The following is a 25,737-nucleotide window of genomic DNA, read 5'->3' on the forward strand; positions in this document are numbered from 1 at the left end:
CTCACTCGTCGCGAGGACGCCGACGCAGACTCTTGACGTCGGTGCGCCGCTGCTTCTCCTTCAGCCGTCGCTCCTTCGATCCGCGACTCGGCTTGGTCGGGCGGCGCGGCGGTGCCGGCGGGCGCAGCGCCTCGGTCACCAGCGCGACGAGCCGATCCCGTGCCGCATCCCGGTTGCGCAGCTGCGCGCGGTGCTCGGATGCCGCGATCGTCAGCACGCCGTCGACCAGACGCCCGCTGAGCCGGTCGAGCAGCCGGTCCCGCTGATGCGGGGACAGCACCGCCGAGTTCGCCGCATCCCACACGAGCTCCACGCGGGAATCGGCGGTGTTGACGCCCTGCCCGCCCGGTCCCGACGACCGCGAGAAGCGCCACGCCAGCTCGGACCCGGGGATCGTGAGACCCGCCGAGACGCGAAGACCGGGGCGATGGGCGGAAGGCATGCCTCCATCATCACCGATCCGGTCCCGCGCATCACCCCGGATAGCATGGCGGAGTACGGCAGGCTCGGCGGCCCCTCGTCACGACGATGCCGGCAGCCGTCTCACGCGGAGCACGAATGAACTCATACCGGCAGGACGACTGGGACGCGAGTCCGTCGTATCCGTCGACCGTGAACGAGCCATACCTGATGGGCACCGGCGTCGTCACCGCGGAGGACACCGGCACGCGCCCGCTCTCCCCTCCCCACAGCCACGCCGACCCGATGCTGGCCTGGTGCTACCGCGGCACCGTGTGGGTGCATCTGCAGGACGCCCGGTGGCGCCTCGCCCCCGGGCAGGGCGTGTGGATCCCCGCGCACACGCCGCACACCGCGCACCACGAGCCGGACTCGACGGGCTGCTACACCTACATCCCCGATGCCTCGCTCCTCGCACCGATCGACGGCATCACCCGCGTGCTCGTGCCCCGCGCGGTGCAGGAGATGCTGCTCCATCTCGGCATCAACGACATGCCCACCGACCTGCGCGTGCGCATCCAGTCGGTGCTGATCGAGATGCTGCAGCAGCCGCTGCCGGAGGCCGCGAGCGAGTGGGGCGAGGTGCCGATCCCGTCCGACGAACGTGTCACTCCGCTCGTGCAGACCGTGCTCGCCGACCCGGGAGACCCTCGCAGTGCGACGGAGCTCTTCCTCGCCCACGGCCTCCACGAGCGCACGGTGCTGCGGGTCTTCCAGAACGACGTGGGCATGAGCTTTGGCCGCTGGCGCACGGGGGTGCGGATGACGCTGGGGGCGCGACTGATCGTCGACGGCACCCCCATCGGCGCGGCGGCGCACCGCTGCGGTTACGCCACGACGAGCGCCTTCTCCGCGGCCTTCAAGGAGCGGTTCGGCATGACACCGCGCCAGCACGTGGCTCGCGTGCAGGCCGACGCCGCCCACCAGCTCTACTGGCGCTGACCCTCCGGCGCCGAATCCGCCCGGTGATGTCGGATCAGCGACACAAGTCGTCGCTCCCGCGACACTGACCGCGGCATCCGCGTTCTAGCATCGTTCTGTTAGGGCATGCTTACCTAACTTCCCGCCGCGTGGACGCGGCAACACCCCTCCCCCCTTCCCGAAGGAGAACCATGTCGCTCGCTTCTGCGCGCCCGAAGATCCGCCGAGGCTCCGCCCTCGTCGCCGCGGCCGTCGCCGCCGCCCTCACCCTCGCCGGGTGCTCGTCCACCCCCGAGGACTCCAGCTCCTCCTCCGCCGCCGCGGACGGCGTGGTCATCGAACACGGCCACGGGAAGACCGTGATCCCCGAGAAGCCGCAGCGCATCGTCACCCTCGGCTGGATGACCTCGGACATCGTCGCCGCGCTCGGCACGAACCCGGTCGGCATGGAAGAGGTCTGGGGCGCCGGCGAGAGCGGCTACCAGCCGTGGTTCGAGGACTACGTCACCGGGGAGTACGGCGAGACCCCCGAGATCATCCCCTTCCTCGAGGACGGCCCCAACTACGAGGCCATCAAGGAGCTCAAGCCCGACCTCATCCTGAGCCTCTACTCGGGCATCTCCGACATCGAGTACGAGCGCCTGACCGAGATCGCCCCGACCGTCCCCTACATCGAAGGCCCCTGGAACCCGGGCACCTGGGAGGACATGACCCGCACGGTCGGCAAGGCGCTCTCGGAGGAGGAGAAGGCCGAGGAGCTGATCGCCGAGACCGAGGAGCAGGTCACCACCCTCGCCGGCGAGCACCCGGAGTTCAAAGACAAGACCTTCGTCTGGGGCCTGACCCTGAACGAGGGCGGCACCGACCTCGGCGTGTACCTCGAGTACGACCCCCGCGTGCGCATCACCGAGGCGCTCGGCTTCACGTCGACCTCGGCGATGGACAGCTTCCTCAAGACCGCCGAGGGCGACAACTGGTACACGGGCGTGAGCCTCGAGAACCTCTACGACGTGGAGGCCGACCTGTTCGCCGCCTGGGGCGGAAGCGCCGACGAGGGCACCTACACGGTCGAGAACAAGGTCGTGTCCCGCTGGAACCCGATCGCCAACGACTCCTACGTGATCTACGCCGACGACGCCGAGGCCTCGGCCATCAGCGCGCCCACCGTGCTGTCGCTCAAGTACATCCTCCCGAAGTACGTCGACGACCTGGCCGCCGCGCTGCAGGGCGAGCCGACCATCACGGGCAAGTGATCCGAGAGATGTCCCCGGCGACGGAAGACGACGTGGACGTCTCGCACACGGATGCGGGGAGTCGTGCAGACGACTCCCCGCATCGCAACGGGACGCTCGTGGCCGGTCTGGTCCTCTCGGCCGTGGTGCTGGTGGTCGCCGCCATCGCCTCGCTCGCCGTCGGCAGCCGCGCGATCGACCCGATCACCGTGCTCCAATCCCTCTTCTCCTACGACGACGAGAACCCCCTGCATCTGATGGTCATGGAGCTCCGGGTTCCGCGCACCCTGCTCGGCATCGTCGTCGGTGCCGCCCTCGCCGTGTGCGGCGGGCTCATCCAGGCCTTCACGCGCAACCCGCTGGCCGACCCCGGCATCCTCGGGGTGAACGCCGGAGCATCGTTCGCCGTCACCTTCGCGGTCGGCGTGCTCGGGCTCACCACCCCCGGCGCCTACGTTCCCTTCGCCCTCGGCGGAGCCTTCGTCCTCACCATGCTCGTCTACATCCTCGGCTCGTTCGGCGCCTCGGGCGCGACCCCCATGAAGCTCACACTCGCCGGCGTCGCCCTCGGTGCTGCCTTCACCGGCTTCACCACCGCGATCGTGCTGCGCGATCACAGCACCCTTCAGGTCATGCGCTTCTGGGGCGTCGGCTCGATCGGCGGACGCACCCTCGATCAGCTCACCTGGGCCGTGCCGCTGATCGTGACCGGCCTGCTCATCGGACTCCTCTGCGCCCGCTCCCTGAACGCCCTCGCTCTGGGCGACGACCTCGCCCAGGCGCTCGGCGCCCGTGTGCGCGTGACCCGGGTGCTGGTCATCATCGCCGTCACGCTGCTCGCCGGTACCAGCGTCGCTGCCGCCGGCCCCATCGCCTTCGTCGGACTGATGATCCCCCACGTCGTCCGCTGGTTCACCGGGCCCGATCAGCGCTGGGTGCTGACGTACTCCCTGATCATCGGTCCCGCGTTCCTCCTGTTCGCCGACATCCTCGGTCGCATCGTGCTCCCGAACGGGGAGATGCGGGTCGGGATCGTCACCGCCCTCCTGGGAGCACCCATCCTGATCCTGCTCGTTCGCCGCAAGCGGGTGAGCGGACTGTGAGCATCGACCAGAAGCCGGTCACGCTCCCGGACACCGCCTCCGCGCCCACCGCGTTCACCCCCGTCGACCACGGACGCCGCCTGTTCCGGATCGAGACGTCGCGGATCGCCGCCCTCGTCTCCGTGCGCGCCGTCGTCGTCAGCATCGTGCTCGTCGTGGTGATCGTCGCCGCGGGCCTCGCCTCCATGACGCTCGGCGCCTACGAGGTGGACTTCCCCTCGGTCATCCGGGCGATCGTCGACCCCGCATCCGACCCCGACATCCGTCAGGTGGTGTTCGAGTGGCGACTGCCGCGCGTGCTGTTCGCGGTGCTGTGCGGGGCCGCGCTCGCTCTCGCCGGCGGCATCTTCCAGTCGCTCACGCGCAACCCGCTCGGCTCCCCCGACATCATCGGCTTCGGGATCGGCGCCCAGTTCGGCGTGACCCTCGTGATGATCGTCCTCGAGCTGAACACCTACATGTTCAAGGCGGCCGGCGCGCTCGTCGGGGGCCTGTTCACCGCACTGCTCGTCTACGTGCTGGCCAACAAGAACACCATGTCGTCGTTCCGGCTGATCATCGTCGGCATCGGCGTCTCCGCCGGACTCGGGTCCCTCACCTCCTGGATCCTGATCTCGGTCAGCGTCGAGAAGGCGATGATGGCGGCGACCTGGGGCGCGGGCTCGCTCGCCTCGCTCGGCTTCGACCAGCTGGTCCCCGCGGCGATCGTGTTCGCGGTCGTGACCCTGCTCTCCCTTCCCCTCGCCCGGACGCTTCCGGTGCTCGAGATGGGCGACGACGCGGCGACCGCCCTCGGCATCAGTCCGGGACGCACCCGCCTCGCGGCGATGGTGTTCGGTGTGGCCCTGGTCGCGCTCGTCACCGCCGCCGCCGGTCCCATCTCGTTCATCGCCCTCGCCGCCCCGCAGATCTCCCAGCGCCTCACCCGCTCGAACACCCCGATGGGCACGGTGCCCGTGATGCTGACCGGCGCCGCCCTCGTCGTGGTGTCCGACGCGGTCGCCCAGCTCTTCGCCGTGCCGGTCGGCGTGGTGACGGTCTCGGTCGGCGGCCTCTACCTCGCCTGGCTGCTGGCCGCCCAGTACGCGCGCCGCACCTGAAAGGAACACCCATGACCACTTCGCTGCTGGCCCGCGACATCACGCTGGGCTACGGAGAGACGCCCATCGTCTCCGACCTGTCGCTCGAGGTGCCCGACAACTCGTTCACGATCATCATCGGACCGAACGCGTGCGGCAAGTCGACCCTGCTCCGCGGATTCGCCCGCCTGCTGCGTCCGACCACCGGCACCGTCCTGCTCGACGGCGACGAGCTGCGCTCCCTCAAGCCGAAGGAGGCCGCCCGCAAGCTGGGGCTCCTCCCCCAGTCGTCGATCGCCCCCGACGGCATCACGGTCGCCGACCTCGTGGGGCGCGGACGGTTCCCGCACCAGAGCGCCCTGCGCACGTGGAGCAGCGCCGACGAGCGCGCGGTCTCCGAGGCGATGGCCGCCACCGGCGTCACCGACCTGTCGCGGCGCCTGGTCGACGAGCTCTCCGGCGGACAGCGGCAGCGCGTCTGGGTGGCGATGGCCCTCGCCCAGCAGACCCCGCACCTGCTGCTCGACGAGCCGACGACCTTCCTCGACATCGCGCACCAGATCGATCTCATGGAGCTGTTCGCCGACCTGCACCGCAGCGGCACCACGCTCGTCGCCGTGCTGCACGATCTGAACCACGCCGCCCGCTACGCGACGCACCTCGTGGCGATGCGCGACGGGGCCATCGTGGCGCAGGGCGACCCGCGCGAGATCATCACCGCCGAGCTCGTGCAGGCCGTGTACGACCTGCCGTGCAAGGTCATCACCGACCCCGTCTCGGGAACCCCGCTGGTGCTCCCGCTCGGTCGGCGGACACCGTGACGGCCACGCCGCGGAGGCTCTTCGGGATCGCGCTGAAGTCGGAGGGACGAGGCGTCGCCCTCGCCGGAGCGACCGCGCTGCTCATCGTGCACGCCCTCGCCGAGGCCACGATCCCCGTCATCATCGGAGCGACGATCGACCGCGCCGTGCTCCCCGCCGACCCGGTCGCGCTCGCGATCTGGATCGGGGTGCTGGTCGGCACGTTCCTCGTGCTGACCGTGAGCTACCAGTCCGCCTCCCGACTCATGGTGTCGATCTACGGCTACGGCGAGCAGGCGCTGCGGCACCTCACGCTCTCCCGGATGCTGCGCCCTCGGCTCTCGCGCCGCACGGTCACTCCGGGCGAGGCGCTCACCTTCGTCACCTCCGACACCTACCGCGTGGCCGGGGTCGCCTGGTCGGTGGCGCAGCAGTGCTCCACGATCGCCGCCATCATCGGAGCCGGCTTCGCGATGCTGGTGATCTCGCCCGTCGCGACGCTCGTCGTGTTCGGCTCGACCATCGCGATGATGCTCGTGATGCAGGTCGTGTCGCGTCCGCTGGAACGCCGAGGCTTCGTCGAGCAGCAGGCGGCGACCGAGGCCGGGGCCGTCGCCGCCGACTTCATGAGCGGATTCCGGGTGCTGGTCGGCATCGGTGCGCGCGAGGAAGCCGTGCGGCGCTACGTCGCAGCCAGCGACACCTCCCGCCGCGCCGCGACAGCCGCGGGTCGCTCCCTCGCCTCCTACGAGGCCGTGAGCGGCACCCTCGCCGCCGTCGCGACGACCGCGCTCGCGGGCATGTCTGCGTGGTTCGCCGCGGAAGGACGCATCAGCATCGGCGAGCTGGTCACCGTGCTCGGACTCGCGCAGTTCATCAGCGGCTACCTCGCGTACGCCGGGTCGTTCCCCTCGAACTGGATCCACAAGCTCGCCTCCGCCAAGCGTCTCGCCGAGGTGATCGACGCCGAGGATCTGCTCGATGCGCCCGCGACCTCGTCCGCTTCGGTCGGCCCGGCGGAGGACGTCGTGCTGACCTTCCGGACGGGCTCCACCTCCGCGCCCGTCGAGGTGCGCGAGCGCGAGCTGCTCGGCATCCGTCCCGCCGACAGCGACACGGCTCGCGCCCTCTCCCGGCTCCTCGGCCTGCGCACCCGGCCCGACCACGGCCTCGTCTCGCTCGCGGTCGACGGCGAGCTGCGCGACCTGACCGACCTCGATCCGGTGGAGTACCGCCGTCGCGTCGTCGCTCCGCCGCACGGGCAGACGATCGTGAGCGGATCCCTGCGTGAGTCCGTGCGCGGCCACGGCGCGGAGGAGCTCCCGCACGCGCCGTTCATCGAGATGGCGGCCCTGCACGACACCGTGGCGCAGGTCGGCGGCTGGGAGTCGGAGGTCGGCGAGGCCGGACGACGGCTCTCGGGCGGACAGCGGCAGCGGATCGGCATCGCCCGCGCCCTGCACGCGGATGCCGAGGTGCTCGTGCTCGACGAGCCCACCTCGGCCGTCGACGCCATCACCGAGGCGCACATCGCCCGCGCGCTCGCCGAGCACGACGAGACCGTGATCGTGATCACCACCTCGCCCGTGCTCCTCGGCGCCTGCGATCGGGTGGTCGACCTCCCCTCCGAAGGATCGGACGCACGCCATGAGTGACCAGACCTCGACGACGCTGCTGCCGATCGCCTCCAGCACCCGGGTGCGTGCGGTCGTGGGCGGGCTGCTGCGACAGCACCCCGGTCGCACCGCTGCCGTGGCCGCGCTCTTCCTCGCGGCATCCGGTCTCGGCATCGTGATGCCCGCGTGTCTGGGGCGCATCGTGGATGCCGTGTCATCCGACGCGGGCTTCGCGACCATCGCCGGGTGGGTCGCCGGCGCGGGTCTGGGCGCCATCGGCGCGGCCGTGGTGATGCTGTGGGCGGTCCGCGTTCTCACCGGTCTGGTGCAGGACATGCTCGCGAGCCTGCGCGAAGACGTGTTCGCCTCGGCGATGCGGCTTCCGGTGAGCTCGGTCGACGACGGCGAGAGCGCCGACCTCCTGTCCCGCGTCACCGGTGACGTGGATGCCGTGGCGGAGGCCGGAGGGAACGTGGCTCCGACGCTGCTGTCCGCGGGTTTCGCGATCGGGGTCTCCGTGGTCGCGCTGACCACTCTCGACCCCTGGCTGGCGCTGGCGGGCATCGCCTCGGCGCCGTTCTACCTCCTCGGGACACGGGCGTTCCTGCGGAAGTCGCGCGTGGTGTTCCGCGAGGTGCGGGTCCGGGAGGCGGCACGCAGCCAGGCCGTGCTCGATGCGGTCGAGGGCATCGAGACCCTCACCGCCTTCAACGAGCAGGAGCAGGCGCTGGAGCGCGTGCGTGAGCGTGCCGAGGCGTCGATCCACATGCAGATCGAGGGCGTGCGAGTGACGAACCGGCTGTTCCGGTGGATCAACGGCGGCGAACTCGTCGGTCTGGCCGCGATCCTCGGCACCGGCTTCCTGCTGCAGTCCGCCGGCGCGATCACGGTGGGAGCGGTCACCACGGCGGCGCTGCTCTTCCACCGGCTGTTCGGCCCGGTCGGACAGCTGATCTTCGGACTCAACGACATCCAGCGAGCGGCGATCGGACTCGCGCGTCTCGTCGGGGTCATCGACCTCGCTCCGGCATCCGTCGCCCGCGAGACGGCGCCCGATGCCGCGCTGTCGTCGTCCGCCGGTATCGAGGTGCGCGAACTGACCTTCCTCTACCCGGCCACGGGTCGCGGCATCAGCGACGTGACGCTCCAGGTCGACCACGGAACCACGGCCGCGCTGGTCGGCACGTCCGGATCGGGCAAGAGCACCCTCGCACGGGTGATCGCCGGGCACCATCCGCCGACCGCGGGCAGCGTGTACCTCGCGTCGAGCACGGAGGCCCCCTACTACCTGTCGCAGGAGCTGCACCAGTTCCGCGGGACGATCGCCGACAACCTGCGGCTGGTCGCTCCGCAGGCGAGTCACGACGAGATGGTCGCGGCACTGCAGGCGGTCGGCGCGCAGTGGGCGGTCGAGGCACTGACGATCGAGATCGACGACTCCTCCGCGGAGCCCGCCGTGCCGATGGACGAGGGCCGCATCCAGCAGCTCGCCGTCGCGCGGGCGTTCCTCGCCGATCCGGACGTCGTGATCCTCGACGAGGCCACCGCCGACGTCGGCCTCCACCATCGCGAGGCCGTGGAGGAGGCGATCGCCGCCCTGCGCCGAGGACGCACGGCCCTGCTCATCGCGCACCGCCTGCAGCAGGCCGTCACCGCCGAGCAGATCATCGTCTTCGCCGACGGCCGTGCGACGCAGCGCGGCACGCACGACGAGCTCCTCGCGGCCGACGGGCCCTACCGCGACTCCTGGCTCGCGCAGACCCGCAGCACCTCCCACCCGACCCCCACCGACCCATCCCCCCACGAAGAGACGGAGACTCCGTGAGCATCCACCGCGGCATCGTCAGCAGCACGACCACCCTCACCCCGACCCTGGTCCGCATCACCCTCGGCGGCGAGGGCGTCGCCGACTTCCTCAGCACCGGCATCGGGGACGAGTACGTGCGGGTGTTCTTCCCGCACGGCGACGACCCGGAGGAGGTGTCGCTGCCCGTGCCCGCGGGCGACTGGTGGGAGACGCCGGAGGGAGCACCCGAGGCTCCGATGCGCACGTACACGATCAGCGGCGTGCGCCCGGACGCCGGCGAGCTCGACATCGACTTCGTGATCCACGAGGCGGGAGTAGCGGGGCCGTGGGCCGCGCGTGCGGAGCCCGGCCACGTGCTCGGGCTGAACTCCCCGACCGGCCTGTACTCGCCGCCGGAGGGCATCACGTGGCAGGTGCTCGTCGCCGACCTGACCGGGCTTCCGGCCGTGGCGCGCATCATCGCCGAGGCGCCGGAGGGCGTGCGCACCCGGGTCGTGCTCGAGGTGCCGAGCGAGGCGGACCGCGTGCCGCTCGAGGTGGGCGCCGATGTCGAGGTCACCTGGGTGATCGGCGGCAACGGCCACGGTCCCAGTGCGCTCGGCCCGCTCGTGCGCGGCATCGTCGACGACCGGCTGTCGCTCGACGAGGGCTACGTGTGGGTGGCCGGCGAGACCGTGGCGCTGCGCGACGTGCGCAAGTACCTGCGCAAGGAGCTCGGCCTGCCCGCGACCCGGTTCAAGGTCGTCGGCTACTGGACGCCGGTCGCCGCCTGGGACGAGAAGTTCGCCGCCCTGCCCGAGTCCGTGCAGAAGGAGTTGGACGCGATCTGGGCCGACGCCGAGGGCGACGAGCCGGAGGACGTGCAGGTGCGCTTCGAGGAGCGGTTGGATCAGCTCGGGTTGTGAGGGGCGCGTGCGACCGCCGTGATCAGCACGCCCTGAGGCACGCACAAGAAGCTGAGCAGGGGGCGCCACTGCTGAGGTATCCTTGACCCATAACCACCCGGATGTTTCGACTACCGGGCGCGGCCCCCCGAGAAGTCGGGGGGCCTGCTTTTTTTACGGCCACATCGACGGTTTCCTGATCGTCTTCCCGTCAGTATCGACAAGCTCGGTCGGGAGCTGCGATGCAGACAACGTTCCGCGCCGAATCTGGCGCACGGTCTCAAGTCCCACGTCGTCGAATGCCTTGTTGTACATTCCGTTCGCCACAGACACGAGCGCGATTGCGTGGCCTCGATCGCTGAGCATACGAACGGGTGCCACCAGGTCAGAGTCATTCGTGATCACGGCATATGAGTCGGCAACCCGCTCGAACGCATCGATGATCAGATGGGAGGCGAGGGCGACATCGCTGCCCTTCTCTTCAGGTCGCTTCACCTTCACCGTCACGACTTTCCCCGACGCGTCCAGCTCCTCGGGCGACTTCGGCAGATACTGACGGTTGAATCGGAACGTTCCCTCGATGATGTCGACGCCCACGGTACGCAGGGCTCGCCAGTACACCTGCTGGCGCTGTCCGACGCCTGGGTCGTTCGTCTGCGGCTTGAGCTGCGCCGTGAAGAACTTGACGCCGACCACATCTCGATGCGGGAAGAGCCTCTGAGAAAGAGAGCTCAGATCCAGCCATTTATGCTCCGGGAACCGGCGCTGAAGAAGCCCCTTAAAGAGCGCGAAGCCGTCGACGTAGACCTGCACGGTTCGTCGCGTTCGCATCCTCCGATGCTAATCATGGGCTCACGCGGACAGCCGTTCTCCACCGATATGCAACACCGCGACCATGTGCCGAAGCGTCTTGCTCCAGCGCCGCAAGATCGTCGATACCGAAAGCTCGGGCCACCGGAGTCCGACCCGCGAGCATCTGCCACCCGCGGGGAACGAGCCCGGCTCCCGGTCGACAACCCCGCGCTCGACTGGCAGGGTGAGGGGATGCGAGGCAACGGAACCAGCACCGGCATGCAGTGGGGGCTGCTCATCTTCGGCGCCCTGTTCGGGCTGGTCTGCGCGGTACTGATCCTCACCGAGGTGCTGAGCCCGACGCTGTGGTTCACGGTGATCGCGATGGGCTGCCTGGTGCTCTCGCAGGCGCTCCTGATCCGTTCGAAGCGACGGAACCGCTGACGGCTCCGCGACGTCGTCGACGGACGGCCGCTCAGGAAGTGGACGCGACGGCGGGAGTCGAACCCGCAACGCCATCAGGTATGAGCTGAGGCCCGGGACCGCCCGGATCGCCGCGATGGGAATGACGTTACCCGGCCGTGATCTGACCCGCCAGGACCGTTCCCTGGGATAACCCTATGAGTCTGAGGATGACGGATGACGGTCACCCGGCGTCATCGGGCACCGACCCGCACCCGCCCGCTCAGCGCCGGATCGAGTCCTCGAACGGGTTCGGCTCGAGCGTGTAGTCGGTCGAGGCGTCGGACCAGGTACCTCCCCCGGCCGGCGCCGTGCGCCGACGCAGCGCGGCGAGCGCCCGCGTCGCCGGAGCGCCCACCGCGAGCGCGACCGTCCCGCGCAGCGTGCGCTCCTCCGCCCCGAGCACACTCGCGCGGTGCCAGGCCTCGTGCAGCGATCCGCCGCGGGGCGCGGGCACGCGTCGCGCCGGCAGGGCGCCCGAACGGCGCAGAGCCACCAGCTGCTCGACGCGCTCCCACCACGTCGACTCCGCCTCGGGGTGGAAGTAGTTCTCGCGCAGCCAGTCCGGATGCGGATGCCGGAAGCGCCCGGCCACGACCTCGCTGCGACCGCCGAGCAGCCCGCTCCCCACGAACACCGTGTTCAGCAGGCTCTTGCTCACCCCGAAAGAGTCGAGCGCGATGACGGGCACCCCGAGGGCGGTGGCCTCGATCGCGGCGGTCGAGCTCACCGTGACCAGTCCCGCGGCCGTCTCCAGCGACGTGCTCATCGAGTCGTACGAGAAGACGAGGTTCGCGGGCAGGCGCGAGGGCAGCAGCCCCGCGTACGGTTCGCGCTCGAGGTGCGTCTCGGACTCCCCCGGCCGTGATCGCAGCTTCACCACGACGCGACGGCCCGGGTCGGCCTCGGCCGCTCGGACGAGAGTGGCTGCGATCTCGGCGCGCTCCTCGCGCGCGACCGGCACGAGAGCCTGCGCGGCGAAGACGATGTCCGTCGCCGGAGGCCGGACCGGCGCGGTCGAGGCCGGGCGGTCGGCGACGGCGACGGCGACACCGCCGCGCGGTCCGACGACAGCGTCCACACGGGCCCGCTCCGGGTGCAGCATCCGCTGCCGCCGGCGGGCGAACGGCAGGGTGGCGAGCGCCACGGGGGTCTGCACGCCGATCCGACGGCCGAGCTCCTCGAACGCCCGCACCTCGCGATGTGAGTGCACCACCAGCAGGTCGGTGTGCCGGCGGTAGTCCAGCGCCCCGCGCTGTGCGGGGATGGCCATGCCCGGCAGTCCCGAGACCGTGACGGGCCGATGCTGCAGCGCGTCGATCACGCGCCCCATCAGTCGCACGAACGGTCCGCGCCCCGCGAGGAGGACGACGTCGGGGCGCTGACCCTCGAGCCAGGCGGCGGCCTCCGCGAACCCGATCCGGGTGACGTCTTCGGCGCCGAGCGTCGTGCCGGCGAGTGCTGTGCGCTCCTGCGCCGCGCTGGCCGTGAGCGGCGTGCGCACGAGCAGCAGGTGCGGGCGCAGTCCCGGCACGGAGCCGAGCAGCGACGCCGCCCACTTCACGAACGAGTCGGCGTCCGCGATGGCGACGACGCGGATGCCGGGGGCGGTCGTCATGCGGAGATGCGGCGCAGCTTCGCCATCGGCGCGCGCTCGCTGTCGAACACCCGCTTGACCCCGTCACCGGTCGCGCGCTCGATCACCCGGATGTCGCGCACGAGGTGCTCGAGGCCGGTCGGCTCGAGGGAGGCCGCGTGGTCGGAGCCCCACATCGTGCGATCCAGCGTGATGTGGCGCTCGACGGCGACGGCTCCGATGGCCACCGCGGCGAGGGAGATCTGGAGCCCGCGCTCGTGCCCCGAGTAGCCGACGGGCACGCCGGGGTAGCGGTCGCGCAGTGTCGCGATCACCCGCAGGTTCGCCTCCTCCGGCTCCAGCGGGTAGGTCGAGGTCGCGTGCATCAGGACCACCCGGTCGGTGCCGAGGGTGTCGAGCGCACGGTCGATCTGCTCGATGGTCGACATCCCGGTGGAGAGGATGACGGGCTTGCCGGTCTCGCGCAGGGCCACCAGGAGCTCGGTGTCGGTGAGGCTGGCCGAGGCGACCTTGTGCGCCACGACGTTGAGGTCCTCCAGGAACTCGACGCTCGGAACATCCCACGGCGACGCGAACCAGTCCAGGCCCAGCATCGTGGCGTGGTCGCCGATCTCGACGTACTCGTCGCGGCCGAACTCGACGCGACGACGGTAGTCGAGATAGCTCATGACGCCCCACGGCGTCTCACGCGGAACGTCGCGCATGTGCTCGGGAGTGGAGATCTCCGGCGTGCGCTTCTGGAACTTCACGGCGTCGGCGCCGGCACGGGCCGCGACGTCGATGAGCTTCTTCGCGATGTCGACGTCGCCGTTGTGGTTCAGGCCGATCTCCGCGATGACGTAGGCGGGACGCCCACCGCCGATCACGCGTGATCCGATGCTGACAGTCATGGTTCCTCCGGTCGTCGAGCGTTGGTGCAAACCCCTCCCTCCTGACTACGGGCCGAGGATGAACACCGCGCAAAGACCGGGTTACCGGCGTCGGTCAGCTCGACAACACCCGTTCGATGAGCTCCCGGACGGCGCCTTCTCCGCCCCGGCGGCTCAGCACGACCCGGGCCTCCTCGAGCACCCGCGGATGCGCGTTCGCCACCGCGATCGGCCATCCCACGATCCGCATCGCCGGGAGGTCGTTGACGTCGTTGCCGAGGTAGGCGATGTCGGCGAGAGCCACCTCGTTCTCCTCCGCCCAGTTCCGCAGCGCGGACTCCTTGTCGTCGATGCCGTGCAGCACGGGGACCCGGAGCTTGTCGGCACGCGCGCGGACGACGGGGTTGACCTCGGTGGAGAGGATCAGCAGCGGCACCCCCGCGCGACGCAGCAGGGCGACGCCCATCCCGTCCTCGCGGCTGACCCGCACCCGCTCGCCCCCGTCGGCGTCGATGATCGCGGTGTCGTCGGTGTGCACGCCGTCGAAGTCGGTCACGACCGCGCGCACCGGGATCGGCTGAGGGACCTCGTGCAGGGTGGCGAGCGCGCGTGCGACACGGAGCTGATCCGCGTCGTCGATCTCGATGGCCGTCCACTCCGGCACCGCCGCGATGCGGATCCTGCCGAAGAACCGATGCCTGCTCTCCCGGAAACCCGCGGCCCGGAACACGTAGAACGCCCCGGTCTCGAGGTGGTGCGGTTCGCGGTCCTGTCGACGGGGACGGTGCGCGGCGTCGTGGTTGATCGCGATCGCGTCTCCGGCGTCGCCCTCCCGCCACAGGAAGCCGTAGGTCTCGTGTGCCGCGAAGACGCTGTCCGCGCGATCGGCACGGATCTCCTCCACCGCCGCCGCGAGCGCCTCGCTCGGGATGAACGGCGAGGTCGCCTGGAGGAAGGCGACGATCTCGACCCGCAGGCCGTCCGCCTCGAGCGCGTCCAGCGCATGCAGGATCGCGCTCTCCGACGTCACGGTGTCTCCGGAGATCTCCGCCGGGCGCCGGATGACGCGGGCGCCGGCGGAGGACGCCACCGCCGCGATCTCGTCGTCGTCGGTGGAGACGACCACCAGGTCGATGCCCGGCGCCGTCGCCGCGGCCCGGACCGCCCGCTCGACCAGGGGGACCCCGCCGACGCGCTGCAGGTTCTTGCGCGGCACCTGCTTCGATCCACCGCGCGCCGGGATGATCGCCACCGTCAGGGGTCTCTGCTCGTCCATGGTCCTCATCCTCGTCATCTTCTCGTCAGCGTCCTCGTATCGCCCGCCAGGCCCGCCCGGCTCGTCGCCGTGCGCCCAGCGCGTGGAGTCGCCACTCCTCGATCCTGCCGACTCCGCCGACGGGGCGCAGTGCGCGACGCAGGGCGTTCTCCCGCGGGGACCCCGGCAGGCCCAGCTCTACCAGCCGTCGCGGGGTGAAATACCGTTCCCGCTCGGCGGGATCGAGCTCGGCAAGCAGCTCCTCGGCCCGTCCGCGCAGATGCCCGGCGATCTCCGGCTGCATCGCATAGCCGACGGCGTCGACCAGCAGCTGCAGCCGCTCGGGATCGGCGTACGAAGACGACTCGCGCGTGAGCGCATCGACCAGCGTCACGGGGATGCGGTTGCTGTTCTCATACGGCGTCAGCACCGAGAGCACGGTGTCGTTCCCCGCCGACCCGATCGCGCGCCCGAAGAGCGTGCGGACGGTCGGAAGCGCGGTCGAGAAGCCGGCGACGACCGCGACCGCATCGAGCCGTTCCGCGAGCAGCTCGGCCGCGAGCGGTCCGCGGTACTCGACGAGGGGGATGCCGTGCGCGGCCGCCCGGGCCCGGACCGCGGAGGTCACCAGGGGCGGCGCAGCCGGATGCGGCTTGAAGACGATGCGCCCCGGCGCCCATCCCGCCGCCCGATCGATGAGCTGCCGCTGCAGCTCGATCTCCTCCGCGGCCGTGATCACGCCCAGCGCCGACAGATACTGGCCGAGCACGAGCACGGTCGGCACACCATCCGACGCGGATTCGAGGGAGGATTCGAGGGCGGAGTCGCCGCCACCCGGATCCGTCTCCCTCAGTGCGGCCGCGAAGGCCGCCGGAGGCACCGGCACGATCTCGGCGTCGGGCGCCCCGACCAGCGGTCGGACGCCGGGGACGACGTCGGCGTGGACCACCCGTCCGACGCGCGCCGCGACCGAATACGGCAGCCGCACCCGCATCGGCGAGTAGGTCATGAGCCCGTCGCCCACGATCGTGATCCGCGCCCGGGGGAACAGCGACATCAGCGTGCGGGCCGGCGCCACCTGCGGGCTCTGCACGAACAGCTCCAGCTCGCCCGGATCGAGCTGCCAGGCGCGCGTGAACAGCCTCTCCAGCATCGGGAGGTCGGCCTCCGCAGGCTCCCACGAACTCGGATGCAGGGGGCCGAGCAGCGCTTCGAGCGGCTCGATGCGGTCGAACCGCGCACGCAGCGTCCGCAGCACGAGCTCGTCCGCGATGCCCACCGCCGTCTCGGGCACGCGGGCGGAGGTGAACGGCACGAGCAGGCGCGCACCGGCGCTCCCGGACGAGCTGTCGTCGAGCAGCCCGGCGTCGATCGCGGCGACGGCGGTGGCGAGCCCATAGGCGCTGTGCAGGGCGAAGATCTGCGTCATCTCGCCCGCCCCGCCTGCCGGAGGATGCGCGCGAGCACCCGGCGCCGCGGTCCGTCGAGGCGCCCGAGCACCGCGCCCACCTCGTCGGCGGGCAGTCGGCCGAGCATGTCGCGGATGCCCGTCCGCATCTCGGCGCGGAGCTGCGGACTCATCCGACGCGCGCGCACCAGGTGGTGCGAGCTGAGGGCGAGTGCGGTCCGGACGACCTTCGGCAGGAAGCGCTCGGCCTCGTGATCCTGTTCCACCACGTCGATCACCTGACCCATCGCCCGGGCGAAGTCGAGCTGCCGCCGGTCCCGCACCTGGGTGAGCGAGGTCGCGACCCCACGGCGATACAGCAGCGCCGGGGCGTCGACGACGGCGAACGACGCGGCCTGCAGGTGGAGACGCCAGATCCACGGCCGGTCCTCCGCCGTGAACAGTCCCGGAGGGAAGTCGGCGAGCCCGCGGTCGATGACCCGGCGGTGGAAGACTCCCGCCCACGCGAAGGGGTAGTCCACCATCGTCGTTTCGCCCTCCGGGAGGATCGCCTCCCGCGGCGGGAGCACACGCTCGCGCCAGGGGTACGGCGCCCGCACGAGGGTCCGCTCCCTCCCGGTGACGGCGACGTGGTCGGTGCGCAGGAAGTCGCAGTCGAGCTCCCTCAGCCGCGACACCAGCACCTCGAGCCGTCGCGGCTGCATCCAGTCGTCGCCGTCGAGGAAGCAGAAGGCGTCCCCCTCGACGTGCTCCAGGCCCTGGTTGCGGGCGCTCGCCAGTCCGCGGGCGGTCGGGTTCCGCACCACCTCGGCGTGCGCGAACCGCTCCGCGTACTGCCGCATGAGCGCGCCGGTGTCGTCGCGCGAGCCGTCGTCGATCGCGACGAGCTTGAGGGCGTCCGCGTGCGCGAACTGGCGGGCGAGCGTCTCGAGCGTCGTCCCGATGTACTCGCCGGCGTCCTTGGCGGGCAGGATGACGGTGACGAGGGGTGTGCGCACGGAGCTCCCGGGGCTGGCGGTGTCCCGGAAGAGTGCCAGGCCATCGTTGCCGGTCGGCGACCCGCAGGTGAACGCCGGGTGTCCTCGGACAGGAGGAGGGCACTGAGGTGTGGCCCCGTACCCGAACGGAGCCACACCTCCCAGTGCTTCGCACTGCCGAACGCGGACGTTCGGGGAACGGGAACCGCCGAAGGTGTTCCCGTCGCCGTGGACTGCTGACCCCCATCAGCGGACCACGAACGTTGGCACGGTCTCGCCCGCTCAAGGAGCGGTCGCGACCGATGGGTAACATGATACATGTCGCCGGAGGAGAATCCCAAAGTTCGCACCGCCTCGTCGGATCGGCGACGATGGGACCATGCTCTGGCCTTTCGGATCGACGTGGCGCCCGGTGCGGCAGCGTCGACGCGACACCGTCGATCTGCGATGGCTCAGCGCCCGCACCTGGACGCGACGCTGGTATCCGCAGGGCGTCGACCTCGGCGAGTGGCGCGGTCGGCGCACGCTCGCGGTGAGCTGGTTCCGGCAGGAGCTCTCGGGCGTGCACCTCGCGTCGCGCGTCACGTTCGTGGACCTGGAGCGCTCGCGTCACCTCGACGTCTTCCTCGTCACCGCCGACGACGACGGGGAGCTGCAGCCGGCCCCGATCCACGCCGGTGGGCTCGCCTGGTTCGGGGATCGGCTGTTCGCGGCCGCGACCGGCCGCGGCATCTGGGAGTTCGACCTCTCCGAGATCCGGGAGGTGCACGGTGCGCTCGCGCATCGGCTCTCCGGCGGGCAGGGGCGCGGACGGCGCTCGACGGCACTGGTCGTGGCGCGCACGCGAGCACATCCGGTGGCCCTCCGCTGCTCGTTCCTGGGTCGGGTGTACGACGACGCCGGCGAGCCGCTGCGGCGTGTGCTCATCGGCGAGCACCGCCCGGACGGGAGCGGCCGGATCGGCGAGTTCTCGCTCCCCGAGGGCGAGCACGACGGGTTCGTCGAGGAGGACCGCTTCTCCCCCGACATCACGAGCATGCAGGGTGCCGTCCGCTGGGGAGACCGGTACTTCGTGTCGCAGTCCGACCACCTGAGCCCCGGCACGCTGTGGAGCGGTGGGCGGACGACGCTGCAGCGGGACGCCGTGCCGCTGCCGGTCGGATGTGAGGATCTGGCCCTCGATCTCGAGGCGGGTCTGCTGTGGACGCTCGGCGAGCATCCGTGGCGCCGGGTGGTGCGCGGCATCCCCCTCGCCCGCCTCGGCATCGGCGACGGAGCCCCCGCGCGGCGAACGTAGACTGGTGGAGTGAAGAAGCCCGCGCCCATCCTCGTCTACACCGTGCTGCGGCTGCTGGCGTTCCTCGTCCCGCTCGCGATCCTCTGGATCTTCTTCCCGATCTTCCGCGAGTTCTGGTGGCTGGCCGCCATCTTCGCCGCGCTGATCGGCATGAGCATCTCGATGCTGTTCCTGCGCACGCCGCTCACCGACGCCTCCGCGCGACTGCACGAGCGGCGCGAGAGCCGCTCGTCCGGTGGCCAGGCCGACGCGGATGCCGAGGATCAGGCGATCGACGACGCGGACGAGCCGCGCGACGGCGACGTCCGGGCCTGAGCTACCCGAGTCGGATCAGCCCGAGTCGGATCAGCCCACGAACGCCCAGAACAGGGCGCCCGCGTACAACAGCGACGTCAACGACGTGAGCGCGAGCGCGGTGACCAGCTCCTTGGGCTGACGGTACAGCCACACGATCGTGATGGCCGGAAGCCCGGCGAGCAGCGCCAGCAGGGAGATCCAGGCGATCGGGAACAGCAGCGCCAGGAACACGGCGATGACGAAGGGTGCGAGCACGAAGAGCGTGAACAGCACCTGCGTCGCCCGGCGTCCGATCAGCACCGTCAGGGTGCGCTTGCCGACCTCGCGGTCCTGATCGATGTCGCGCAGGTTGTTGGCGAGCAGCACGGCGCAGGCGAACAGGCCTGCGGCGATCGCTCCGAGCCAGGCCTGCTGCGGCAGCTCGAACACCTGCACCCAGGTCGTGCCGAGCGTCGCGACGAGCCCGAAGAACACGAACACGAAGACCTCGCCGAGGCCGTAGTAGCCGTAGGGGCGCTTGCCGCCGGTGTAGAACCACGCGGCGACGATGCAGGCGGCGCCGACGGCCAGCATCCACCACTGCCCGGTGCGCACCACGATCGCCAGTCCCACGAGCGCAGCGAGCGCGAAGAAGACCAGTCCGATGACCAGGACGGTGCGCGGCTTCACCCGACCGGACGCCGTCAGTCGCGCCGGGCCGACCCGGTGGGCGTCGGTGCCTCGGACGCCGTCGCTGTAGTCGTTCGTGAAGTTCACGCCGATCTGCAACAGGACCGCGACGGCGAGGCAGGCGAGCGCGATGACCCAGTGGAACTCCGGCCCCGTGCTGCGCGCCGCGCCCGTGCCGATGATCACGGGTGCGATCGCCAGCGGCAACGTGCGCAGACGAGCGGCCCCGATCCAATCGGATACCGTCACCGGACCCGCTTCGATGACCGGACGCTTCGCCGGGTTGCCGCTGGTGCGGGCCGGGGTGCGCTTGGCGCTGGGGGTCTTCTTCTTGCGCTGGGAGGATGCTGCCACGCAGGGAATCCTACTGGCCGAGCCGATGCCCGACCTCAGCGAGACCGACGATCAGGCGTTCGGGTTGCTGTCCTTGCCGTCGAGCCAGAGCGTGTCGGATGCATCCGCGTGCGTGCCCTCCGTGCCGACGTGCTTGGCGCTGATCTGCGGGCCCTTGGTGATCACGTGCACGAGGGCCATCGCGTGCCCCTGACCGAGCTGGTAGTCCTCCTTGAGCCACGCGACGATCGGGGCCGCCTTGGTCGTCTTGTCGAACCCCTTCTCGGTGGCGAGCTCGATGAACTGCCGCGGGGTGAGACCGGTCTTGGTCTCGATGTTGTCGAGGTATGCCTGGAAGGACACGGGTGCTCCTGGTGCTCAGTCCTCGTCGAGGAACATCTGGATGAGGGGCCGGATCTGCATCGAAACGTAGCACCGGCCCCCGACGTCCGGGAGTCCCTCTCGCGGATTCCTCCGCCGCTCCCCTACTCCGCCGAGGCCACCGGGATGATCGGACGGTGCTCGTAGTACGTCTGCAGCACCACGGTCGTGCGCGTGCTGACATTCGCCGCGAGCCGCACGTCGCGCACGAGCTCCTCCAGCGCTCGGGGCGACGGGACCCGGACGAACAGCATGTAGCTCGCGTCGCCCGCGATGGAGTGGCAGGCCTCGATCGCATCGAGGTGCTCGAGCAGCTCTGGGGCGTTGTCGGGCTGGGCGGGGTCGAGGGGCGTGATCTCGATGAATGCCGAGAGCGGTGTGCCCACCTGCTCGGGGTCGAGGATCGCGCGATAGCCGGAGATCACTCCCCGGGTCTCCAACCGGCGCAGACGGGACTGGACGGCCGAGACCGACAGGCCGACGGCGTCCGAGAGCTGAGAGAGCGTGGCGCGGCCGTCACGGGAGATCGCGGCCAGGATCGCGCGGTCGACAGAATCATCCATGGCTGTAAGATTATCGTCAGGATTCCGTATATGCCGGAATCTTTCCGTTGATTTCCGCGATCGGAGGTTCCCATGTCCCTCATTTCCGCCAACAGTTCCGCTGTGCAGGCCATCGTCGGCGAACCCGAGGTCGTCGAGGACGCGTCGATCGCCGAGCAGTCCGCCGCCTGGGCGCAGCTCAAGGACGCCGCGATCGCGCTCCGCGAGATGCAGATCAAGGACGGCTCGATCCCGGACGCCGCGCACCACGCCGTGGCCCGCGAGCTCGTCGGCGCGATCACCGTGGCGATCCGCGCCCTGGCCCCCGCCTTCCCGCACGACGCCGAGTACCTGGCCGCATCCGTCGCCGACTTCGACCGCTGGTCCGCCTCGGACTTCGGCGTGCCGGACTTCCTCGACTCGCTCATGGCCTTCCAGCCGCAGCAGCACCGCGTCGACGGCATCCGTCATCTCGTCGTGTTCCCGATGTACACGCAGAACGGCTCGAGCGAGCGCCTGGTCGAGGCGCTGATCGTCGAGACGATCTGGCCGGAGTTCATCGCGGCGCTCGAAGCGGGCGACTACGGCAACAAGCTGTTCGTCTCGCTGCGCCTCGTGGACTTCACCCCCGGCTACGACACCAACTCGGCCGTGCTGTTCCCCGAGACCGTCGCGATGCGTGAGATCCCGACCTTCACCTGGGGCGCGATCTTCCAGGACCGCGAGGCCGCCCGCTACCGGCGCGTCACCCGGGCCGCGGCCGAGATCACCAACCTCGACCTGCCCGAGCGCGCGGCCGCGATGCTCGACGACCAGCAGGTGGCCGAGAAGACCTTCGTCATGTGGGACATCATCCACGACCGCACCCACATGCGCGGCGACCTGCCCTTCGACCCGTTCATGATCAAGCAGCGGATGCCGTTCTTCCTCTACTCGCTGGAGGAGATGCGCTGCGACATGACGGCGTTCCGCGAGTCGGTGAAGATCGAGCGTGCCCTCGCGGCCCGCATCGCCGCCGGTGAAGAGCTCACCACGACCGAGCAGGAGATGCACGACTACGCGCACCTCGTGCAGTACGCGGTGATCTTCGACCGCATCTTCCGCTTCTCGATCACGGGCACCCGCACGCGCAACTACGACGCGGTCGGCGGGCAGCTCCTGTTCGCGTGGCTGCACCAGCGCGGCGTGCTGCACTGGACGGACACGGCCCTCACGTTCGACTGGGACGCCGTGCCGGATGCCGTGGTGGCCCTCGGCGACGCGATCGACGACCTGTACTGGCACTCGATCGACCGCCCGAAGGTCGCGCACTGGCTCGCCGCGTACGACCTCGTCCGCAGCACGCTCACCCCGCATCCCGCGTCGCAGTGGGCCCGCGGCCTGTCCGACGAGATCCTCGCCGGGGCGCCGAAGGGCTACACGGACGCCGTGATGGACGACGAGTTCCCGCTGTCGATGTTCTTCGAGACCCTCGACAAGAAGATGAAGCCGGTCATCGAGTCGACCGTCGGCATCCGGGGCACGGACGACTGATGACCACGCGCGCACCGCGCGCGTTCCGAGTGTGACGCTGGGGCGCACCGCGCTGCGGCCGGAACCCGATCTGCGGATGTCTCCGCGGGTTCCGGCCGCAGAAGCCCCTCCGACCCGGGAGAGTGGACCACATGGCTGAACACACCGACGCCGGATCCGCCGGCCGCACCGTCGTCCTGGCCGGAGCGACCAGCGCCGCTGGCCTCGCCGTGACGCGTGCCCTGATCGCCGCGGACGCCCGTGTCGTCGCCACCGGTCGTTCCGCAGAGCGCCTGCAGGAGCTGGCGGATGCCGGGGCGCAGGTCGAGGTCGCCGACGCGAGCTCCCTCGACGAGATGACCGTTCTCGCCGCACGCCTCGGGCCCGTGGACGCCGTCGTCCCGCTGGTCGGCGGCTGGCGCAGCGGAGGGGGCCTCGCCGGGCAGTCGGACGAGGACTTCGCCGCGCTGCTGCCCGCGCTCGAAGCCGTCCGCGCCACGAGCCGGGCGTTCGACGGCGCGCTGCGCGCGTCCACCGCCGGCCGCTTCGCGATCATCTCGTCCACCGCGGTCGCGCGACCGCTGGCCGGAGGCGCGAACTACGCCGCGATCAAGGCCGCGAGCGAGGCCTGGGCCCGCGCCGTCGCCCAGGGGTATGCCAAGGCCGCACGCGAGGCCGGAGAGCCGCTGCGCGCGGCATCGATCGTGTTCCGCGCGAAGGCGCTCGATCCTGAGGTGCTGGCCGCACGGATCATCGCGCTGTGGGGTGAGGACGCCACCGAGCTCAACGACCGGGTGTTCGACCTGGACTGATCGGCGGCCGGTCACCGCTCGGTGATCAGCGCGATTCGGGTGGCATCCCCGGCACGATGGGCGGCGCATCGGCGCGACGCGTCTCGACCGCGTCGCGGCTCCGGTCGGCGCTGTCGGCGACCTCGCCGGACGACACGTCGTCACCCTCGTCGCCGTGGTCGATCTCCTGCTCCGGCGCCTCGGCGTAGAGCTCGGTGAGCTTGCGGTACGACCGGGTGAAGAACGCGAGCGTGGCGGCCACCACCATGATCAGGCCGGCGAACAGGCAGATGAGGGCGATGCCGCGGGCCTCGCCCTCACCGAGCAGCCACCCCCATTGCCGCTGCCCCTCGGCGGTGTTCATGTACGGGATGATCAGGAACTCGGCGATGGGCGCGATCAGGAACGCGGTGACCGGAGCTGCGGCCGCCTCCATCGCCGCGGCCACGCCGAACACCCGCCCCTGCCTCTCGAACGGCACGACCTTCTGGATCACGGTCTGCTCGGCGGCCTCGACCGGTGGCACCAGTGCCATGTACACCCACATGCCCACCACGTACAGCGGCCACCACTCGCGCAGCATGAACACCGCGCCGAGCAGTCCCATCGCGATGACCACGAGCAGCATCGTCCGCATGGGCCGGGGCCCGAGACCGAACTTCGCCACCAGTCCGCCGCCGATCAGGAAGCCGGTCGAGGCGAATGCCAGCGCGAACCCCCACGTCTGCGCGTTGAACAGCGTCAGCCCGTACGGGTCCATCAGCGCCATGTAGACGCCGCCGATGAGGTTGTTGAACGTGGAGAAGATGATCAGGGCGAACAGCCCGGGGGCGAGCCTGATCGCCTGCACGCTGCCCCGGAAGTCGAGGGCGCTTGACGCGTTCGGGTCGTGTTCCGGAGTGCCCTCGGGGATGCGCACGAACAGCAGATGCGCGAACGTGAGTGCCATCGCGGCGATCGCGATCACGAGCGTCCATCCCATGCCGAGGAAGCCGATCGAGAGACCCGAGAACACGCTCGTCACGAGGAACGCGATGCCCTGCACGGTGCCGACGAGACCGTTGGCGTTCGCGCGCTTCTCCGCGGGGACGAGCAGGGTGACGGTAGTCGACAGCGCGATGTTGCGCAGCTGCTCGATCACGCCGCCGAACAGGATGATGCCCGAGAACAGCCAGAACCAGGGGCCGCCCAGGTCGAGCAGCACCGCCTCCGGCTGCCAGAGGTAGAGCACTCCCGCCACCAGGAACGCGACCGCGGAGATCACGCTCGAGATCAGCATGACCGTGCGTTTGCGGTTCCGGTCGACGATCGTGCCGAACGCCATCGCGAAGAACGCGACGAAGAGCATGTAGGCACCGCCGATGATCCCGGTGGCGAGCACGGACCGCGTCTCGATGTAGACCCAGAACGTGAGCGCGAACCACAGGAAGCTCGTCGTCACGTTCGCGATGAGCGTGTTGACGAGGACGTTGGCGAAGGCCGTCTTCGCTGCGGTGCGCTCCATGCACTGAGGGTAGGACCGGTCTCCGACATCCGGAACCCCCTCTCCGGCCGGCAGGTGCCGATCGGCCAATTAGGCTGGAGAGGTGAGCATCCAGCATGACCCCGCGATCCGGGGCTTCGCCAGTGACAACTACTCCGGCATCCACCCCGAGGTCCTCGCGGCGATCGCCGCGGCGAACGGGGGCCACCAGAGCGCCTACGGCGAGGACGCGTACACGGCCCGCCTGCAGGAGGTCTTCCAGGCGCACTTCGGCGAGGGCGTGGAGGCGTTCCCGGTCTTCAACGGCACCGGTGCGAACGTGACCGGCCTGCAGTCGATGCTGCCGCGCTGGGGCGCGGTGATCGCGGCGTCCACCGCCCACATCAACGTCGACGAGGCTGCGGCCCCGGAGAAGATCGGCGGCTTCAAGCTGCTCACGGTCCCCACCGACGACGGCAAGCTCACGCCCGAGCTGATCGACCGCGAAGCCTGGGGCTGGGGCGACGAGCACCGTGCGCAGCCGCTGGTCGTCTCGATCACCCAGTCCACCGAGCTCGGCACCCTGTACACGGCCGACGAGATCCGCACCATCGCCGACCACGCGCACGAGCGCGGCATGAAGCTGCACCTCGACGGCGCCCGCATCTCGAACGCGGCCGCGGCCCTCGACCTGCCGCTGCGGGCCTTCACGCGCGATGCCGGCGTCGATGTGCTCACGTTCGGCGGCACCAAGAACGGCGCGATGCTGGGTGAGGCGATCGTGGTGCTGAACCCCGACGCCGCCGACGGACTGAAGTACTCCCGCAAGTTCAACATGCAGCTGTCGTCGAAGATGCGGTTCGTGTCGGCGCAGCTGATCGCCCTGCTCGAAGGCGACCTCTGGCTGCGCAACGCGCAGCACGCGAACGCCATGGCGGCGCGCCTGCGATCGGAGATCGAGACCGGCATCGCGGACGGGTCGATCCAGGGCGTGGGCTTCACGCAGCCCACCCAGGCGAACGGCGTGTTCGCCACGCTCCCCGACGGCGTCGCCGACCAGCTCCGCGACTCGTTCCGCTTCTACGACTGGGATGCGGCCCGCAAGGAAGTGCGCTGGATGTGCGGCTTCGACACCGAGGAGGCCGACGTCGACGCCTTCGTCGCCGAGCTCTCCCGCCTCACCACGCGCTGA

General features: G+C 70.5%; 25 protein-coding genes and 1 tRNA gene. 14 read left to right on the plus strand and 12 right to left on the minus strand.

The genetic code is table 11. The annotated features are described in order from the left end of the window. Position 1: 1 nt before the first annotated feature. The gene (gene arfB / locus MME74_RS14330; protein ID WP_267415724.1) at positions 2-442 is read right to left on the minus strand and encodes an alternative ribosome rescue aminoacyl-tRNA hydrolase ArfB; all 441 of its coding nucleotides are present in this window, start codon (positions 440-442) and stop codon (positions 2-4) included. A gap of 116 nt (positions 443-558) precedes the next feature. Between arfB and MME74_RS14335 the strand changes: the two genes are divergently transcribed. The 8 genes from MME74_RS14335 (at position 559) to MME74_RS14370 (ending at position 9,922) form a co-directional block, all read left to right on the plus strand. Then, positions 559-1,401, plus strand: a complete 843-nt coding sequence (locus tag MME74_RS14335) for a helix-turn-helix transcriptional regulator (RefSeq protein WP_267415725.1) — start codon at positions 559-561, stop codon at positions 1,399-1,401. A 170-nt stretch (positions 1,402-1,571) separates the two neighbouring features. Beyond that, a complete protein-coding gene (locus tag MME74_RS14340) occupies positions 1,572-2,633 on the plus strand; it encodes an iron-siderophore ABC transporter substrate-binding protein (protein WP_267415727.1) in 1,062 nt (353 codons plus the stop codon). An 8-nt stretch (positions 2,634-2,641) separates the two neighbouring features. Beyond that, the gene (locus MME74_RS14345; RefSeq protein ID WP_267415729.1) at positions 2,642-3,715 is read left to right on the plus strand and encodes a FecCD family ABC transporter permease; all 1,074 of its coding nucleotides are present in this window, start codon (positions 2,642-2,644) and stop codon (positions 3,713-3,715) included. Continuing rightward, positions 3,712-4,815, plus strand: coding sequence for a FecCD family ABC transporter permease (locus tag MME74_RS14350; RefSeq protein WP_267415730.1), 1,104 nt, complete (start codon positions 3,712-3,714; stop codon positions 4,813-4,815). Before MME74_RS14345 ends, MME74_RS14350 begins: the two co-directional genes overlap by 4 nt. 11 nt (positions 4,816-4,826) lie before the next feature. Further along, positions 4,827-5,615 (plus strand): ABC transporter ATP-binding protein, encoded by a 789-nt coding sequence (locus MME74_RS14355; protein WP_267415731.1) that lies wholly within the window; start codon positions 4,827-4,829, stop codon positions 5,613-5,615. After that, complete coding sequence (locus tag MME74_RS14360; protein ID WP_267415732.1) at positions 5,612-7,249, plus strand: ABC transporter transmembrane domain-containing protein; 1,638 nt, start codon at positions 5,612-5,614, stop codon at positions 7,247-7,249. The genes MME74_RS14355 and MME74_RS14360 overlap by 4 nt, the downstream gene beginning before the upstream one ends. Further along, a complete protein-coding gene (locus MME74_RS14365) occupies positions 7,242-9,035 on the plus strand; it encodes an ABC transporter ATP-binding protein (RefSeq protein WP_267415733.1) in 1,794 nt (597 codons plus the stop codon). The genes MME74_RS14360 and MME74_RS14365 overlap by 8 nt, the downstream gene beginning before the upstream one ends. Beyond that, a complete protein-coding gene (locus MME74_RS14370; protein WP_267415734.1) occupies positions 9,032-9,922 on the plus strand; it encodes a siderophore-interacting protein in 891 nt (296 codons plus the stop codon). The genes MME74_RS14365 and MME74_RS14370 overlap by 4 nt, the downstream gene beginning before the upstream one ends. Positions 9,923-10,075: 153 nt before the next feature. Here the strand turns inward: MME74_RS14370 and MME74_RS14375 are convergent, their stop codons facing one another. Next, positions 10,076-10,732 carry an NYN domain-containing protein gene (locus MME74_RS14375; RefSeq protein WP_267415735.1) on the minus strand — a complete coding sequence of 219 codons (657 nt, stop codon included), beginning with the start codon at positions 10,730-10,732 and terminating at the stop codon, positions 10,076-10,078. Positions 10,733-10,945: 213 nt separating this feature from the next. Between MME74_RS14375 and MME74_RS14380 the strand changes: the two genes are divergently transcribed. Beyond that, positions 10,946-11,137 (plus strand): hypothetical protein, encoded by a 192-nt coding sequence (locus MME74_RS14380; protein WP_267415736.1) that lies wholly within the window; start codon positions 10,946-10,948, stop codon positions 11,135-11,137. A 39-nt stretch (positions 11,138-11,176) separates the two neighbouring features. Here the strand turns inward: MME74_RS14380 and MME74_RS14385 are convergent. From MME74_RS14385 to MME74_RS14410, 6 genes are all read right to left on the minus strand, one after another. Continuing rightward, positions 11,177-11,252, minus strand: a tRNA-Met gene (locus tag MME74_RS14385). A gap of 126 nt (positions 11,253-11,378) precedes the next feature. Further along, the gene (locus MME74_RS14390) at positions 11,379-12,773 is read right to left on the minus strand and encodes a DUF6716 putative glycosyltransferase (protein WP_267415737.1); all 1,395 of its coding nucleotides are present in this window, start codon (positions 12,771-12,773) and stop codon (positions 11,379-11,381) included. Then, positions 12,770-13,642: an N-acetylneuraminate synthase family protein gene (locus tag MME74_RS14395; protein WP_267415738.1), complete on the minus strand. Its 873-nt coding sequence runs from the start codon at positions 13,640-13,642 to the stop codon at positions 12,770-12,772. The genes MME74_RS14390 and MME74_RS14395 overlap by 4 nt, the downstream gene beginning before the upstream one ends. A 94-nt stretch (positions 13,643-13,736) precedes the next feature. Then, positions 13,737-14,897: an acylneuraminate cytidylyltransferase gene (locus MME74_RS14400; RefSeq protein ID WP_267415739.1), complete on the minus strand. Its 1,161-nt coding sequence runs from the start codon at positions 14,895-14,897 to the stop codon at positions 13,737-13,739. Between the two features lie 25 nt (positions 14,898-14,922). Then, positions 14,923-16,305: a polysialyltransferase family glycosyltransferase gene (locus MME74_RS14405; RefSeq protein WP_267415740.1), complete on the minus strand. Its 1,383-nt coding sequence runs from the start codon at positions 16,303-16,305 to the stop codon at positions 14,923-14,925. Then, positions 16,302-17,282 carry a glycosyltransferase family 2 protein gene (locus MME74_RS14410; RefSeq protein ID WP_267415741.1) on the minus strand — a complete coding sequence of 327 codons (981 nt, stop codon included), beginning with the start codon at positions 17,280-17,282 and terminating at the stop codon, positions 16,302-16,304. The genes MME74_RS14405 and MME74_RS14410 overlap by 4 nt, the downstream gene beginning before the upstream one ends. Before the next feature lie 358 nt (positions 17,283-17,640). Here MME74_RS14410 and MME74_RS14415 point away from each other — a divergent pair, with 358 nt between their 5' ends. Next, the gene (locus MME74_RS14415; protein ID WP_267415743.1) at positions 17,641-18,558 is read left to right on the plus strand and encodes a hypothetical protein; all 918 of its coding nucleotides are present in this window, start codon (positions 17,641-17,643) and stop codon (positions 18,556-18,558) included. A 9-nt stretch (positions 18,559-18,567) separates the two neighbouring features. Further along, positions 18,568-18,873, plus strand: a complete 306-nt coding sequence (locus tag MME74_RS14420) for a DUF4229 domain-containing protein (RefSeq protein WP_267415744.1) — start codon at positions 18,568-18,570, stop codon at positions 18,871-18,873. A 30-nt stretch (positions 18,874-18,903) separates the two neighbouring features. On the opposite strand, the gene MME74_RS14425 is transcribed toward MME74_RS14420, so the two are convergent. From MME74_RS14425 to MME74_RS14435, 3 genes are all read right to left on the minus strand, one after another. Further along, the gene (locus tag MME74_RS14425) at positions 18,904-19,878 is read right to left on the minus strand and encodes a 1,4-dihydroxy-2-naphthoate polyprenyltransferase (protein WP_267415745.1); all 975 of its coding nucleotides are present in this window, start codon (positions 19,876-19,878) and stop codon (positions 18,904-18,906) included. Between the two features lie 51 nt (positions 19,879-19,929). Beyond that, a complete protein-coding gene (locus tag MME74_RS14430; RefSeq protein WP_267415746.1) occupies positions 19,930-20,220 on the minus strand; it encodes a DUF4287 domain-containing protein in 291 nt (96 codons plus the stop codon). 122 nt (positions 20,221-20,342) lie between these two features. Then, positions 20,343-20,801 (minus strand): Lrp/AsnC family transcriptional regulator, encoded by a 459-nt coding sequence (locus tag MME74_RS14435; protein WP_267415747.1) that lies wholly within the window; start codon positions 20,799-20,801, stop codon positions 20,343-20,345. A gap of 72 nt (positions 20,802-20,873) precedes the next feature. Here MME74_RS14435 and MME74_RS14440 point away from each other — a divergent pair, with 72 nt between their 5' ends. Continuing rightward, positions 20,874-22,313 (plus strand): DUF6421 family protein, encoded by a 1,440-nt coding sequence (locus MME74_RS14440; RefSeq protein WP_267415748.1) that lies wholly within the window; start codon positions 20,874-20,876, stop codon positions 22,311-22,313. A gap of 131 nt (positions 22,314-22,444) precedes the next feature. Continuing rightward, on the plus strand, positions 22,445-23,104 hold the full coding sequence (locus MME74_RS14445) for an SDR family oxidoreductase (RefSeq protein WP_267415749.1): 660 nt from the start codon (positions 22,445-22,447) through the stop codon (positions 23,102-23,104). Positions 23,105-23,129: 25 nt separating this feature from the next. On the opposite strand, the gene MME74_RS14450 is transcribed toward MME74_RS14445, so the two are convergent. Beyond that, a complete protein-coding gene (locus MME74_RS14450) occupies positions 23,130-24,587 on the minus strand; it encodes an MFS transporter (protein WP_267415750.1) in 1,458 nt (485 codons plus the stop codon). Between the two features lie 82 nt (positions 24,588-24,669). On the opposite strand from MME74_RS14450, the gene MME74_RS14455 reads away from it, so the two are divergent. Next, on the plus strand, positions 24,670-25,737 hold the full coding sequence (locus tag MME74_RS14455; protein ID WP_267415751.1) for a threonine aldolase family protein: 1,068 nt from the start codon (positions 24,670-24,672) through the stop codon (positions 25,735-25,737).

This window comes from Microbacterium oxydans (assembly GCF_026559675.1).
Classification (GTDB): domain Bacteria; phylum Actinomycetota; class Actinomycetes; order Actinomycetales; family Microbacteriaceae; genus Microbacterium; species Microbacterium oxydans_D.